Consider the following 16,242-nt stretch of genomic DNA (forward strand, 5'->3'; position numbering starts at 1 on the left):
GTGGCCGGACCTTGCGGTGCCCCCGCGCGAGCGGTCCGGGAACGGCGCACCGGCGACGTCCGACATCGGACACGAATGACGGCTCCGCGGGCGGAGTAGGTTGCTCGGGAGCGGCGTGAAGCGACGTGAAGCGGTGTGAAGCGGTGTGACGGAAGGTGGCGGCGTGGGAGCTGCGGGGGACGGCCGGACGGAGCGGGGCGATCTCGGTGTCGGGCGGGTGTGCCTTCCCGAGCGGGTGAGGCTGAGCGGGCACGGGGTGGTGCTGCGCGAATGGGAGGACGGCGACCTGGCGGCCATGGTGGAGCTGTTCGACGACCCCGAGGTGGCCTACTGGACGCCGCTGGCCTCGCCGTTCGACCCGGAGGCGGCGCGGGCCTACCTGGAGCGGGCCCGGCGGCGGCGGGCGGCCGGGGAGCGGGTTCAGCTGGCGATCACCGTGGACGGGGGCGAGCCGGCGGGCGAGGTGCTGCTGATGCTGAGCGGGCTGGGCCTGGACGTCGCGGAGATCGGTTACGGCCTGGGGGCCGCCTACCGGGGACGGGGGCTGGCGTCGGGGGCGGTGCGGGTGATGACGGAGTTCGCCCGCAAGACGGTGGGGGTGTCCCGGCTGCTGCTGGAGATCGAGGCCGGCAACGCGGCGAGCGTGGCGGTGGCCCGCGCGGCGGGATACCGCCTGACGGACGCGCCGCCCGTCCCCTCCGAGGAGAAGGGCCGGTCGCTGGTGTTGCGGACGTGGGAGTACGAGGAGGCCGATCCTCGCGGGTAATCGGGTTGTGTTGTTGATCTCGACTCGGTCAGACAGATATGTATGAATGTCATTAATCCTGAGGAAAGGTAAGCGGTTTAGGAGAGACCTGACGCGTTTCCCGTCCGCGGAGCGCGTCTCAGCCCCCTGCGGAAAGTGAGCCACGTGTGACGTCCTCGCCTGGCCGGTCCCTGAGCAGCACACAGCTTTCCGACGCCAAGCGAGCACTGCTGGAGAAACGGCTGCGCCGTCGCGTGCCGGATCCGGTGTTCACGATCCCCCGGCGGCCGCCGGGACAGGACGCGCCGCTGTCGTTCGGGCAGGAGCGGCTGTGGTTCATGGACCAGTTCGCTCCCGGCACCGCCGCGTACACGATTCCGATGACGTTGCGGTTGACGGGGCCGCTGGACGTCGCGGCGCTGGAGCGGGCGATCGGGACGGTGGTGGCCAGGCACGAGAGCCTGCGGACGCGTTTTCCCGCCGACGAGGACGGGCGTCCGACGGCGGTCGTGGAGGAGCGGGTCGAGATTCCGCTGGAGAGGGCGGAGGCGGACGGCGAGCGGACGGCGATACGGCTGGTGAGCGACGCGGCGGCGCTGCCGTTCGACCTGGCGCGGGGACCGCTGCTGCGGACGCTGCTGGTGCGGGTGGGCGCCGGGGACGGCGAGGGCGGCGAGGGCGGCGAGGGCGCTGAGGATCACGTGCTGCTGGTGGCGCTGCACCACATCTGCGGTGACGGCTGGTCCACCGACATCCTCGCCGAGGAGCTGCGGGCCTGTTACTCGGGGACGGAGCTTCCCGAGCCGCCGTTGCAGTACGGCGACTACGCGCTGTGGCAGCGGGACCGGCCCGTCTCCGAGGCCGGCCTGTCGTACTGGCGGTCGCAGCTGGCCGGGGTGGTACCGCTGGAGCTCCCCGTGGACGGGCGGCGGCGGGGCGAGCAGACGTTCGCGGGGGCCTCGCACGGCTTCAACATGGACCGGGAGCTGGTGGAGGGGCTGACGCGGCTGGCACGCGGGTCCGGCACGACCCTGTACATGGTGTTGCTGGCGGCGTACCAGGTGCTGCTGGGCCGGTACGCGCGCCAGGACGACTTCGCGGTCGGCTCCCCGGTGGGCGGGCGTCCCCGGCGGGAGCTGGAGGGCGCGATCGGCATGTTCGTGAACGTGCTGGCGATGCGCGCGGACCTGTCGGGCGACCCGGGGTTCCTGGAGCTGCTGGAGAGGGTCAGGCGGACCACGACGGAGGCGTACGCGCACCAGGAGCTGCCGTTCGAGCAGCTGGTCGGGGAGCTGGGCATCGAGCGGGACGTGAGCAGGTCGCCGGTGTTCCAGGCGGTCTTCGCGCTGCAGAGCTACGGGCGCAGGGAGGGGACGCGCTGGCCCGGCCTGTCGGTGGAGCCGTTCGTGTTCGAGGCCAGGGCGACGCGTTTCGACCTGGAGCTGTTCCTGACCGAGCAGCCGGACGGGATGGGCGGGTTGTTCGTCTACAACCGCGACCTGTTCGACACGGCCACGGTCGAGGGGATGGCCGCGCAGCTGGAGACGCTGCTGAGGGCGGTGGTGGCGGCTCCGTCGGCGCGGATCTCGGAGCTGGACGTCCTTCCCGCCGAGGAGCGGGAGCGGGTGCTGGCGTGCGCGACGGGCCCCGGCGAGCCGTACGCGGACGGGGCGACGCTGGGCGGGATGTTCGAGGCCCAGGTGGCCCGGACGCCTCGCGCGGTGGCGGTGGAGTTCGAGGACGAGCGCCTGACGTACGCGGAGCTGGAGGCGCGGGCCAACCGGCTGGCGCACCGGTTGCGGGCGCTGGGGGTGGGTCCGGGCACCCTGGTGGCGGTGTGCGCGGAGCGGTCGGTCGAGCTGGTGGTGGCGCTGCTGGGGGTGGTGAAGGCCGGGGGTGCCTACGTGCCGCTGGATCCGGAGTATCCGCCGGAGCGGCTGGCGTTCATGCTGGCCGACGCGGCGGTGCCGGTGCTGCTGGCGCAGCGGGCGGTGCTCGACGTGCTCCCCGGGGACCTGCGGGGCGCGGCTCCGCACGCCGCCTCCGGGGTGCCGGACGCGGGCGCGGGCTCGGCGGGGGAGGCGCCCCGGGGCGGCGGGGTGGTGACGGTCGTGCTGGACGACCCGATGGACGGGCCGGACACGCCCGTGGAGCCGTCGGCGACGTCGGCGGACGCGGCGTACATGATCTACACCTCGGGGTCGACGGGACGGCCCAAGGGGGTGCCCAACACGCACGGGGGCATCCGCAACCGGCTGGGCTGGATGCAGGCCGTCTACGGGCTGACCGGCGACGACGTGGTGGTGCAGAAGACCCCGGCGGGTTTCGACGTGTCGGTGTGGGAGTTCTTCTGGCCGCTGGTGACGGGCGCGCGGCTGGTGCTGGCCCGTCCCGGCGGGCACCGGGACGCGGCGTACCTGCGTGACCTGATCGTGGACCGGGGGGTGACGACCGCGCATTTCGTCCCGTCGATGCTGGCGGCGTTCCTGGAGGAGGAGGGCGTCGAGGCGTGCGGATCGCTGCGCCGGGTGGTGTGCAGCGGCGAGGAGCTGACCGCGCACGTGGCCGAGCGGTTCTTCGGGCGGTTGCCGGGGACGGGGCTGTACAACCTGTACGGGCCGACGGAGGCGGCGATCGACGTGAGCCTGTGGCGGTGCCGCCCGGGTGACGCGACGGTGCCGATCGGGCACCCGGTGGAGAACACCTCCCTGTACGTGCTGGACCGGCACCTGCGGCCGGTGCCCTTCGGGGTCCCCGGCGAGCTGCACATCGGCGGGGCGCAGGTGGCGATGGGCTACCACGCCCGGCCGGGCCTGACGGCGGAGCGGTTCGTGCCCGACCCGTTCGGGACGGCGGGGGCGCGCCTGTACCGGACGGGCGACCTGGTGCGGCTGCGCCGCGACGGCGCGATCGAGTTCCTGGGGCGGATCGACCACCAGGTGAAGATCCGTGGGCAGCGGATCGAACCGGGCGAGATCGAGGCGGTGCTGCGCGGGCTCGCGGGGGTGCGCGAGGCGGTGGTGACGGTGCGGGAGGACGGCGCGCCGGGCGACAGGCGGCTGGTCGCGTACGTGGTGCCCGCGGGCGCGGGCGGGAGCGCGGCCGGGGCGGGACTCGACGGGGCGGAGCTGCGGCGGGCGTTGAAGGTGACGCTGCCCGACCACATGGTGCCGTCGGCGTTCGTGGTGCTGGACGCGCTGCCGCTGAGCCCGAACGGCAAGCTGGACCGCGGGGCGCTGCCCGCGCCGGAGCGGCGGGGTGCCGAGGCGGCGGGGCCGGGGGCCGAGCCGCGGACGCCGGTGGAGCAGGCGATCGCCGACATCTGGCGGGAACTGCTGGAGGTGGAGTCGGTCGGCGCCGACGGTGACTTCTTCGAGCTGGGCGGTCACTCGCTGGTCGCGATCCAGGCGGTGGCGCGGATGCGCAAGGCGCTGCCGGTGGTCGGCGGGCGCGCGGTCGGGGTGATGGACCTGTTCAAGCACCCCACGGTGCGCGAGCTGGCGGCCCTGGTGGAGCGGCCCGCCGGTCCCGCGGGGCCGCGGAGCCTGCTGTACGAGCTGACCAGGCCGGGGCCCGCGCTGATGACGTACGTGTGCGTGCCGTACGGCGGCGGCAGCCCGCTGATCTTCCAGCCGCTGGCCGACGCGCTGCCCGACGGGTGCTCGCTGCACGCGCTGGCCTTCCCCGGGCACGACCCCGGGTTGCCGGACGAGGAGACCAGGCCGATCGACGAGGTCGCGGACCTGTGCGTGACCGAGATCCTGGAGAACGTCGAGGGTCCCCTGGCCCTGTACGGGCACTGCGGCATCGGCGGCGCGCTGGTGGTGGAGGTGGCGCGCCGGCTGGAGGAGCGGGGCCGCGCGCTGGAGGCGGTGTACATCGGGGCGATCTTCCCGTTCGCCAGGCCGCGGGGCCGGATCGCCGGGCCGCTGGCGCGGCTGACGCGCTACGACCGGTTGCGCGGCGACCGGGTGTACGAGAACCGGATGAAGTCGATGGGCACCGACATCTCGGGGCTGGACGACGAGCAGATCCGGTTCATGGTGCGCAACCAGCGGCGTGACACCCTGATCGCGGAGGAGATCTTCACGCGGGTGCTGGCCGAGCGCGTGGAGCGGCTGCGGGCGCCGGTCATCTCGGTGGTGGGCGAGCAGGATCCGACGACCGACTACTACCAGGAGCGCTACCGGGAGTGGCACTTCCTGAGTGACACGACGGCGCTGGTGATCCTGGACGAGGCAGGTCACTATTTCCTGAAATATCGGGCTGCCGAGCTGTCGGAGATCCTCACCAACACGCACATCGCCATGGGGTACGGCGCGGCGGACACGCTCGACCGGTCCTCGCGGGGTCCCGGGGCGGGCTGGTGGGTCGAGGCGGTCTCCGTCGACTCCCCCGCCACAGATCTCGCCGGCTCCCCCGCCACGGACCCCGCGGAGGAGGCCCCCGCTCCCGAGCGGCCCGCCGTACGGGAGAGACCGGCCGGGACCGACGAGACCAGGGCGAAGGCAAGGGCGAGGGTCAAGGCGCCGCCGCCCAGCCTGCGGCGGTTCCTGGTGGTGGCGGCGTTCCAGCTGGTGTCGATGGTGGGCACCGCGATCACGGACTTCGCGATCCCGGTGTGGATCTACCTGACCACCGGGTCGCTGGTGGACTTCGCCCTGTTCGTGGCGTTGTCGATCATGCCGGGGGTGGTGATCGCGCCGCTGGCCGGGGCGATCGTGGACCGGTCGAGCCGCCGTTCGATGATGATCCTCGGCAACTGCATGGCCGGTGGCACGCAGCTCGTCCTGGGTGCCCTGTTCTGGACGGACACCCTGCAGATCTGGCACATCTACCCGCTGACCGCGTGCCTGTCGATCGCGCTGATCTTCCAGCGGCTGGGCTTCACCACCGCGCTCCCCCAGCTCGTCCCCAAGGAGTACATGGGACACGCGGCCGGGGTGGTGCAGATGGTGATCGGCACCGCGCAGTTCGCGGCGCCGCTGGTGGCCGTCGCGCTGCTGTCCACCATCGGCCTGGGCGGCATCCTCGTGGTCGACGTGGCGAGCTTCGCGCTGGTGCTGGGCGCGCTGCTGCTGATCCGCTTCCCGGACACGATGGCGCACTCCCCCAGGGAGCCCCTGTCGAAGGAGATCGCGCAGGGACTGCGGATGTCGATCGGCAACCGGCACCTGCGGGCGGCGATGATCTACTTCGCGACGCTCAACGTGATGCTCTCGGCGCTGCTGCTGTCGATCACGCCGCTGGTGCTGTCGTTCTCCACGCTGACCGTCGCCGGGCAGATCTCCTTCGTCGGCGGCCTGGGCGGGGCGCTGGGCGGCATGGTGATCGCGCTGTGGGGCGGGCCGAGGCGGCGGCGGATGCGCGGGGTGATGCTGGCGACGCTGGGACTGTCGGTGTTCGCGGTGATCACCGGGTCGCAGCCCGTCGCGTGGGTGGTGGGGATCGGGGCGTTCGGCCTGTGGGGCTGCCTGTCGATCGTGAACGGCACCTTCCTGACGATCATCCACACGAAGGTGCCGCAGCGCTTCCACGGCCGCGTGCAGTCGCTCAACCAGATGGTGTCGTGGTCGACGCTGCCGATCGGCATGGCGGTGGTGGCGCCGCTGGGCGAGCGGCTGCTCAACCCGCTGCTGGTGCCCGGCGGCGCGCTGGCGCCGACGGTGGGCGCGGTGATCGGTGTCGGCCCGGGCCGTGGCGTGGCGTTCATGTACATCGTGCTGGGCCTGGGCATCGCGGTGCACGTGCTGATCTCGATGCGCACGCGGGTGCTGTCGCGGTTCGACGACGAGATGCCCGACGCCCCGGCGGACGACCTGGTCGGGGCCCAGATCCTGCGGGAGCGGGTGGGCAACCGGGTGAGCGTGTCCTGGACCGCCCCGGCGTTCGCCAAGGCCATCACGATGCCGCTGCCGCTGGAGCGCGCGAAGGCGGTGCTGCGCACCCCGTACCCGGACGCGGAGGTGCGGGAGGTGGTGCTGCGGACCGGCGGGGAGATCAGCGCGGTGTACGAGGTCAGGTGCGCCGACCGCGAGCTCATCGTGAAGATCTACCCGGACGTGCTGGCGGCGCGGCTGCACAAGGAGGCGCGCGTCTACGAGCTGCTGCGCGGCAGCGGCGCCTCCTGCCCCGAGATGGTGCACTGGGACGTCTCGCGGCGTGACCTGCCGCACGCGTACGCGGTGATGACGAAGGTGCCGGGCCGGCCGCTGTCGGAGGTCTCCGGCGGGCTCGCGGCCGGGGAGGTCGCGGGCCTGTACCGGGAGATGGGCCGGACGCTGCGGGCGGTGCACGGCGTGCGGGTGGAGGGGTTCGGGCCGATCGACGGGCCGCAGGAGAGCTCCAACGAGGCGTACGTGGGCGGGCAGCTGGACCTGAGGCTGTCGCAGTTCACCGAGTTCGGCGGGGATCCGGAGCTGCACGCGGAGCTCTCCGCGTACGTCGCGCGCCACCGCCACCTGGCGGCGCGCTGCGAATCCCCCGTGCTGTGCCACAACGACTTCCACGAGCGCAACGTCATGGTCGCCGAGGAGGGCGGGCCGGGGGGCCCGCTGCGGATGACCGGGGTGATCGACATGGAGAACGCGCTGGGCGGCGACCCGCTGATGGACCTGGCGCGGACCGACTACTTCGCGGTCAGGGGCGACGAGGAGCGGCGGCGGTACCTGCTGGAGGGGTACGGCGACCTGCAGGGCGACTGGCAGGAGCGGCTCGCCTTCTACCGGCTCTGCCACGCCCTGGAGCAGTGGCACTGGCTGGCCACCCTGGGCGAGACGGCCGCCCTGCCCGTGATCGCGGAACAGCTTCGCGAGTGCCTGAAGGAGAAAGTCTGAATGGACGTCTTTCCCGCCTCGTTCGCCCAGGAGCGGATCTGGTTCCTGCACGAGCTCCTGCCCGACCTGGCCGTCTACAACACCGCGATCCGCTCGGAGGCGGCCGACCTGCGGCCGGTGGACCCCGACCTCCTGGAGCGGGCGCTGGCGGTGCTCGCGGGCAGGCACGAGTCGATGCGGACGGCGTTCGAGCTGCGCGACGAGCGGGTCGTGCAGACGATCGCGGACCGGGTGCCGGTCTCGGTGGCCAGGACCGACCTGTCCGAGCTGCCCCCCGAGGCGGCGGCGAAGGAGTTCGAGCGGGTCGCCGCGGAGGAGGCGCGCGCGCCGTTCCGGATGGACAGTGCCCCGCTCTGGCGGGTGCGGCTGGTGACGCTGGGCGGCGGGGAGTGCCGGCTGCTGCTCGTCCTGCACCACACGATCTTCGACGCCTGGTCGGCCGGCGTCCTGTGGCGGGAGCTGACCGAGGTCTACCGGGCGCTGCGCGAGGGCCGCGAGCCCAAGCTGCCCGAGCTGGCGATCCAGTACGCCGACTACGCGGTCTGGCAGCGCGACCGGCTGGGCGGCGGCGAGCTGGACGGCGACCTGGCCTACTGGCGGGAGCGGCTGCGCGGGAGCGTCCCGCTGGAGCTGCCGTCCGACCGGCCGCGCCCTGCGGAGATGAGGTACGTGGGCTCGGCGCTGGACTTCGCCGTGCCCGAGGAACTGACCGAGCGGGTGGGCGCGCTGGCCAGGCGGCGGGGCACCACGCCGTTCACGGTGCTGCTGACGGCGTTCTCGGTGCTGCTGGCGCGCTGGAGCGGGCGGACCGACGTCGTGGTGGGCTCCCCCGTCGCCGGGCGGGAGCTGCCGGAGCTGGACGGGCTGATCGGCATGTTCGTCAACACCCTGCCGCTCCGCACCGACCTGGGCGGCGACCCGACGTTCGGCGAGGCGCTGGACCGGGTCCGCACGACCGTGCTCGAGGCGTTCGACCACCAGAACGTGCCGTTCGCGAAGCTGGTGGAGGTGCTGAGCCCGCCCCGCGACCCCGGCAGGACGCCGCTGTTCCAGGTGGGTTTCAACCAGGTCGCGGCGGACGGGCGCGGCCGGTACAACAACGGCACCTCCAAGGCCGACCTCACCATGGAGCTGCACAACCCGGACGGGCGGATGGAGGGCTGGGTCGAGTACAGCACGGACCTGTTCGACGAGGACACGATCCACCGCCTGGTGTCGGCGTTCCTGACGCTGCTCGGCGCGGCCGTCGACGACCCGGAGCTGCCGATCTCCCGGCTGCCGCTGATGGACGGGCGGGAGCGGGCCGGGCTGCTGGCCTCCTGGCACGGCCCGGAGGCCTCCTACCCCGAGCGCTGCCTGCACGAGCTGATCGCCGAGCGGGCGGAGCGGACGCCGGACGCCCCGGCGGTCGTCTCCTCCGAGGGGATCCTCACCTACGGGCGGCTGGAGGAGCGGGCGGGCGCGCTGGCCCGGCGGCTGCGCGAGCGGGGGGTGGGGGCGGAGACGCCGGTCGCGGTGTGCCTGCCGAGGAGCCCCGAGCTGATCGTGGCGCTGCTGGCGGTGCTGAAGACGGGCGGCTGCTACGTGCCGCTGGATCCGGACTACCCGGCGGAGCGGCTGGGGTTCATGCTGGCCGACTCGGGCAGCCCGCTGCTGCTGACCCGCTCGACGCTGGTGGAACGGCTGCCGGCCGACCATCCCCCGGCGATCCTGCTGGACGCGCTGCCGATGAACGGGGCGTCCGATTTCGTCCCCGGCCCGGTCTCTCCCGACTCGCCCGCCTACGTGATCTACACCTCGGGGTCGACGGGAGTGCCCAAGGGGGTGGTGGTGCCGCATCGCGGGGTGGTGAACCTGGTCACCGGGCTCGGGTTCACCGAGCGGGAGCGGATGCTGCTGCTGACCTCGCTGTCGTTCGACATCGCGGCGCTGGAGATCTTCGGCCCGCTGACGGCGGGCGGCGCGGTGGTCCTGGCTCCCCCGTACGGCAACGGCGGGCTGGGCGAGCTGGTGGCGGAGGCGGGGGTGACGACGGTGCAGGCGCCGCCGTCGGTGCTGGAGGAGATCCTGGAGCGGCTGCCCGCCGGGCTGCCGCGCGTGTTCAGCGGCGGGGAGCCGCTCCCGGTGTCGCTGGCCGGGCGGATCCACCGGGTGGCCGGTGAGCTGTGGAACCTCTACGGGCCGACGGAGACGACGATCTGGTCGCTGGCGCACCGGGTGCCGGAGGGCGCGGAGTCGATGTCGATCGGCATGCCGGTCGCGGGTACCACCGCGTACGTGCTGGACGAGGCGATGGAGCCGGTGCCCGCGGGGGTGGCCGGGGAGCTGTTCCTGGGCGGTGACGGGGTCGCCCGCGGCTACCGGGGACGGCCGGGACTGACCGCCGAGCGGTTCCTCCCCGACCCGTTCGGCCGGGGCGGGCGCCTCTACCGGACCGGCGACCTGGTCCGGCGGCTGCCGGACGGGACCCTGGAGTTCCTCGGGCGCGCGGACGACCAGGTGAAGGTGCGGGGGGTGCGGATCGAGCTGGGCGAGGTGGAGGCGGCGCTGGCGGCGCACCCGGGCGTGCGGCGGGCGGTCGCCGCGGTCAGGGAGGACGCCCCCGGCGGGCGGGCACTGGTTGCGTACGTGGACACGGGCGCGGGCGCGGGTGCCGGTGCGGACCTGGGCGCCGGAACGGGCGCGAGCACGGACGCGGGAACGGGAACGGGCGCGGGAACGGGAACGGGCGCGGAGGTGACGGCCGGGGAGCTTCGGGCGTTCCTGGCGTCGCGGCTGCCCGCCACGATGGTGCCGAGCCTCTTCGTGCCGGTGCGGGACTTCCCCCGGCTGCCCAACGGCAAGCTCGACCGTGCCTCGCTGCCCTCCCCCGTCGCGGAGGAGGCGTCGGCGGCGCCCGCCGGACCGGTCACGGCGAGTGAGGAGCTGGTGCACGAGATCTGGTGCGAGGTGCTGGGCAGGAACGGCATCGGGATCGACGACGACTTCTTCGACGTCGGCGGGCACTCGCTGCTCGGCACCAAGGTCGTCGCCAGGATCTGCTCGGCGGTCGGCATCGACCTGCCGCTCAACGCCCTGTTCACCACGCGTTCGGTCCGCGGGCTGGCGCTGGTGGTGGAGGAGTGCCTGGCCGCGGAGATCGACGATCTCACGGACGAGGAGGCCGAGCGGATCGCCGAAGAGTACGACCGAAATGACAGCTCGGTGAACTAAGGCCGAAATTGGCATTTTGGACACTTGCTCTTGGTAGCCTCCCGCCACATTCGGTGTCCACAGAGTGAGACGGCTCACGACGCAGGGAAGCGGCAGGTCACCTTCCGTTCCCGATATCGCCGTGAACTGCGGCGATATCGGAGCGTGAGAACGGCCAACGATCTTCCCGTGCGGCCGAAACCGGCATTCCGACACACGTTTAATTTTCAATCCTTGACTGCCGATGGCGCAAATAATAGGAATGATCTGGCTTATCGCTTGTGAATACTTGACAGGGCAAAAACCCTGTTTAGGGCTATGGGGGGTGAATGCTCGAAGCGATGCGGGGGGACTCGTCGTCCGCCTCGTTGCACGGTCCGTCGTCCACTCCACCGGTGCCGCCGACGGCTCCCGCTCCCGCCGCCTGGACGGCCGGACCATCCCACATCGCCCCGGACGCGCTGCTGTGCGACCTCGTCGCCGCCCAGGCGGCGCGGACGCCCTCCGCGCCGGCGATCCGCCAGTGGGAGACCAGCCTCACCTACCGCGAGCTGATCGGCGCCGCCACCGCGCTTGCGCTGCGGCTACGCGTCCTCGGGGTCCGTCCCGAGGACCGGGTCGGGCTCTGTGCCAGGCGCACACCGCTGATGACCGTCGCCGTCCTCGGCATCATGATGGCGGGCGGCGCGTACGTCCCCCTCGACCCGGCGCATCCACGCCGGCGGCTCGAGGAGGTGCTCGACGACGCGGGCGTCGCGGTCGTCGTGGCCGACGGCCACGGCCGCATGCTGCTGGACGGATGCGGGCGTCCCCTGATCGAGCCGGAAACGCGCGCCGCGACCGGAACCGTGTCCGAAACCAGCTCCGGAATCGCCGCCGGAACCCCGGCCGGAAACCTGACCGAAATCGCGGCGGAGCGCGCCGCCGAGATCGTCGGCGGCGGCCCGGCGCTGCCGGGGAACGCCGCCTACGTTCTGTACACGTCCGGATCGACCGGGCGGCCCAAGGGCGTGGTCGTGAGCCACGCCTCCGTGGTCGCGTTCGCCTCGGCCGCGGCGGCCCACTTCGGCCTGGACGGCACCTGCCGGTCGATCGCGTTCTCCGCGCTCGGGTTCGACGTCTCGGTGCTCGACATGCTCGCGCCGCTCACCGTGGGCGGCTGCGTGCAGCTGGTGCCGGACGAGGACAGGACCGACCCGGCCCGCCTGCAGCGGTTCCTGGAGGCGCACGACGTCACCTGGGGGTTCGTCCCGCCCGCCCTGCTGCCGCTGGTCGACCCGGCCCGGCTGCCGCACCTGCGCGACCTGGTCACGGCCGGCGAGCCGCCGGGTCCCGAGCAGGTGGCCCGCTGGTCGGCGCACACCCGCTTCCACAACTGGTACGGCCCCACGGAGACCACCGTCTGCGTGGTCGGCACAGAGCTGTCGGGGACCTGGAAGCGGTCGCTGCCGATCGGGTACCCCCTGCGCGGCTGCCGGGCGCACATCCTGGACGAGGACATGCGCGAGTGTCCCGTCGGCGTTCCCGGCGAGCTGTACATCGGCGGGCCCCAGGTGAGCCGCGGCTACCTGGGCCTGCCCGGCATGACGGCCGAGAGGTTCGTGCCCGACCCGTTCGGCGGCGTGCCCGGGGCGCGGCTCTACCGCACCGGCGACCACGTCGCCTGGCAGGAGGACGGCCGGATCGCGTTCATGGGCCGGCTGGACCGGCAGGTGAAGATCCAGGGGCAGCGGGTCGAGATCGGCGAGGTCGAGTCGGTGGTGCGGGCGCACCCCGGGGTGACGCAGGCGGTGGTCGACGCCCCCGGCGAGCTGGTCGCCTACGTCGCGCCGCTGGACGCGCCGGGGCTGGCCGCCCTGCGGGTGCACTGCGCCGGGCGGCTGCCGGTCTACATGCTGCCCACCCGCGTGGTGCACGTTCCCTCCCTGCCGCTGAACGCCTCCGGCAAGGTCGACCTCGCCGCCCTGCGCGGCCTCGCCGGGAACGCCTCCGGGGTTTCCGGGGGCACGAACGGGAACGCCGCCGGAAACACGGCCGGAAACATCACCGGGAACACGGCCGGGAACGCGGCCGGGGCCTCGGGACTGGCGGGGATCTGGGCGCGGGTGCTCGACGCCCCCGCCCCCGGCCCCGACGACGACTTCTTCGAGCGCGGCGGGCACTCGCTGCGGGCGATGCGCCTGGTGTCGGCCATCAGGGCGGAGCTCGGCCGGGACATCTCGGTCGAGGACGTCTACGCGGCCCGCACCTACGGCGCCCTCTCGTCCGATGTCGAGAACGCCCCCTCGCGGGACGCCGAGGGGTCCTCCTTCTCGGGCGAGCCTCCGTCGCTGTCGCCCGCGCAACGGCGCATGTGGTTCGTGGAGCGGCTCGCCCCCGACACCCCCGCCCACAACATCGCGATGGCAGAGCGCGTGCGCGGCCCGCTGGACCACCGCGCGCTGCGAGAGGCCCTGGAGTCCGTGGTGGCCGGGCACGAGACGCTGCGCTGGCGGATCACCTCCCGCGACGGCGTGCCCCACGTGACGGTCGTCCCGCCCGGCGAGGTGCCGCTCCCGCTCGACGACCTCTCCGCGCTCCCCCGCCCCGAGGCCGCGCTGGAGGCGGCGCTGGAGAAGGAGGCGCGGACACGGTTCGACCTGGCGCGCGACCCGCTGGTGCGGGCCAGGCTGATCCGGCTGGCCGAGGACGACCACGTGCTCGCGGTGACCGCGCACCACATCGTCTTCGACGGCTGGTCCCAGGACGTCTTCTACCGGGACCTGAGCGCCGCCTACCGTGGCGAGCCCCGGGTGCCGGCGGGCGCGTCGTTCGCCGACTACGCGCGCTGGTCGAGGGAGCGCTCGGACGGCGACGGGGTCGACTGGTGGCGCGAGCACCTCAGGGACGCCCCCATGGTGCTCGACCTGCCCAGGGACACCCCCCGCCCACCTGTGCAAACTTTTTTTGGAGCGCTCCGAACAGCGGAGATTGACGCCGAGATCGGGGACCGTGTCAGGAAGCTGGCGGTCCGGCTGGGGGTCACCCCGTACCCGGTGCTGCTGGCGGCGTTCGCGCAGCTGCTCGCCAGGCTGTCGGGGCAGCGGGACCTGCTCGTCGGCACCCCGTACGCCGACCGGGGGCACGTCGCGTTCGAGTCGCTGATCGGCATGTGCGTGCGGATGCTGCCGCTGCGGCTGCGCCAGGACCCCGAGGCCTCGTTCGAGGAGCACGTGGTCCGCTGCCGCGACGAGCTCGCCGAGGTCGTCTCCCACGGCGACGTGCCGCTGGAGCGCGTCGTGGAGGCGCTGCGCGTGCCGCGCGACCTGGGGCGCAACCCGGTGACGCAGGTGCTGTTCAACATGTACAACTTCGCCGAGCCCAAGCTGGACCTGCCCGGGTGCGTGACCGAGCCGCTGCCGGCCGGCCTGCCGGGCGCGCTGTTCGACCTGACGATGTACGTCAGCGAGCGCGGCGACGGATATGCCCTGCAGCTCGTCTACAACCCCGACCTGTTCTCCGCCGCCAGGATGGACGCCCTGCTGGCCGGTTACGCGCACCTGCTGGGCGACCTGCTCGCCGACCCGGGCGGGGCCGCGCGCGAGGCCCGGCTGGCCCCGCAGGAACCGCCCGCCGCGCTGCCGGTCTGGGACGGTCCCGGGCCGCTGGACACCCTGCACGGCGACGTCGTGGTGGAGGGCGCGGGGCGGGTCCTGGGGCACGCCGAGCTCACCGCGCTGCGCCATCGGACGACCTCGGCGCTGCGTGCGGCCGGGGTGGAGCCGGGCCAGGCCGTCGCGGTGCTCGCCGCGCGGGTCCCCGAGCTTCCCGGGCTGCTGCTGGGGGTGCTGGCCGGCGGGGCCCGCTGGGTGATCCTCGACCCGGCGCACCCGGCGCCGGTGCTGGCCCGCCAGGCCGCCGCCGCCGGGGCCGTGGCGGCACTGCGCTGCCCGGGCGCGCCCTCCCTGGAGGGCCTCCCGGAGATCACGCTCCCGGAGACCGGGCCGTCCGGAACCGGGCCGTCCGGCACGCGGACGCCGGGGACGGGCGAGGCGCCGCGGGACCCGCACCCCGAGCGGGGCTACCTGTCGCTCACCTCGGGGACCACCGGCGACCCCAAGCCGGTGGTGACCGGTGAGGGGCCGCTCGCGCACTTCGTCGCCTGGTACGCGGCGACCTTCGCGGTGACCCCGGCCGACCGCTTCGCCCTGCTGTCGGGCCTGGCGCACGACCCCGCGCTGCGCGACGTGTTCGTGCCGCTCGCCACCGGCGCCCGGCTGTGCGTGCCGGAGCGGGAACTGCTCCGCGACCCCGTCCGGCTGGTCGCGTGGCTGCGCGAGCACCGCGTCACCGTCCTGCACCTGACACCGCAGCTGGCCAGGATGCTCTGCGGGACCGGCGCGGCGCTGCCCGAGGTCCGGCTGGTCGCGACCGGCGGCGACCGGCTCACCCACGCCGACGCCGCGCGGCTGCGCCGCCTGGTCCCGGCCGCCCGCCTGGTGGCCTTCTACGGCACCACCGAGACCCCGCAGGCCCACGCCTGGTACGAGATCCCCGCCGGGGTGCGCGAGAGCGCGGAACCCGTCCCCGCGGGGCGCGGTGTCGAAGGCAGCGAGCTGGTCGTGGTCGCCGGGCACGGCGGCCGGGCCGGGGTGGGCGAGCTGGGCGAGGTGGTCGTGCGCAGCGCCAACCTGGCGACCGGCTATCTCGACGCCGGGCTCACCCGGCTCCGCTTCACCGGGGACGCCTTCGTCACCGGCGATCTCGGCCGCCTCAACCCCGACGGCACGGTGACGATCGCCGGACGGCGCGACGACCAGGTGAAGATCCGCGGCTTCCGGGTGGAACTCGGCGAGGTCGAGGCGGCGCTGTCCGCGCACCCCGAGGTCCGGGCCGCCGCCGCGGTGGCCGACCGGGACGAGCGGCGCGAGACGGTGCTGCACGCCTACGCGGTACCCCGCAGGCCCGGGCTGGCCGCGCCGCGGCTGCTCGACCACCTGCGCGCGGTGCTGCCCGAGCACGCGGTGCCCGCCGAGGTGATCGTGGTCCCCACGCTGCCGCTCACCCCCAACGGCAAGGTCGACCGCGCCGCGCTGCGCCGCCCCGCGTCCCGGCCGGGAGGCGAGGCGGGCGGGGAGGTGTCAGGCCCGACCGAGCGGGCCGTGGCCGAGGTGTGGCGGGCCGTGCTCGGCGTGCCGCGGGTGGGCGCGGCCGACAACTTCTTCGAGATCGGCGGCCACTCGCTGGCGATCGCCGCCGTCCAGGCCCGCCTGGGCTCGGCCCTCGGCCGGGAGATCCCGATCGTGGACCTGTTCCGCCACCCGACCATCCGCGCGCTCGCCGCGCATCTCGACGGTGGAGGCCCCACTCCGGGCCTCGACCGCGCCGCACGGCGGCTCGCCGTGCGGCGGGACCGCCTCAAGGACCGCTCAAGGAAGCCGAGCTGACAACCGCGCAATCACCCGCACCCGAATCCGAGCCCGGACGCGG

At 73.7% G+C, this 16,242-nt stretch carries 4 protein-coding genes; all 4 read left to right on the forward strand.

Annotation, left to right across the window (positions count from 1 at the left end; all coding sequences use genetic code 11):
• Positions 1-163 precede the first annotated feature (163 nt).
• The 4 genes from ACVCAG_RS01680 to ACVCAG_RS01695 all read left to right on the forward strand — a co-directional run bounded on the left by ACVCAG_RS01680 (position 164) and on the right by ACVCAG_RS01695 (position 16,199).
• Positions 164-766 (forward strand): GNAT family N-acetyltransferase, encoded by a 603-nt coding sequence (locus tag ACVCAG_RS01680; protein ID WP_440082070.1) that lies wholly within the window; start codon positions 164-166, stop codon positions 764-766.
• Between the two features lie 146 nt (positions 767-912).
• The gene (locus ACVCAG_RS01685; RefSeq protein ID WP_447189360.1) at positions 913-7,581 is read left to right on the forward strand and encodes an amino acid adenylation domain-containing protein; all 6,669 of its coding nucleotides are present in this window, start codon (positions 913-915) and stop codon (positions 7,579-7,581) included.
• Positions 7,582-10,794, forward strand: coding sequence for a non-ribosomal peptide synthetase (locus ACVCAG_RS01690; RefSeq protein WP_447189361.1), 3,213 nt, complete (start codon positions 7,582-7,584; stop codon positions 10,792-10,794).
• A gap of 374 nt (positions 10,795-11,168) precedes the next feature.
• Positions 11,169-16,199, forward strand: a complete 5,031-nt coding sequence (locus ACVCAG_RS01695) for an amino acid adenylation domain-containing protein (RefSeq protein WP_447189362.1) — start codon at positions 11,169-11,171, stop codon at positions 16,197-16,199.
• The last annotated feature ends 43 nt before the right edge of the window (positions 16,200-16,242 follow it).

It is taken from the genome of Streptosporangium sp. G12, from assembly GCF_052983175.1.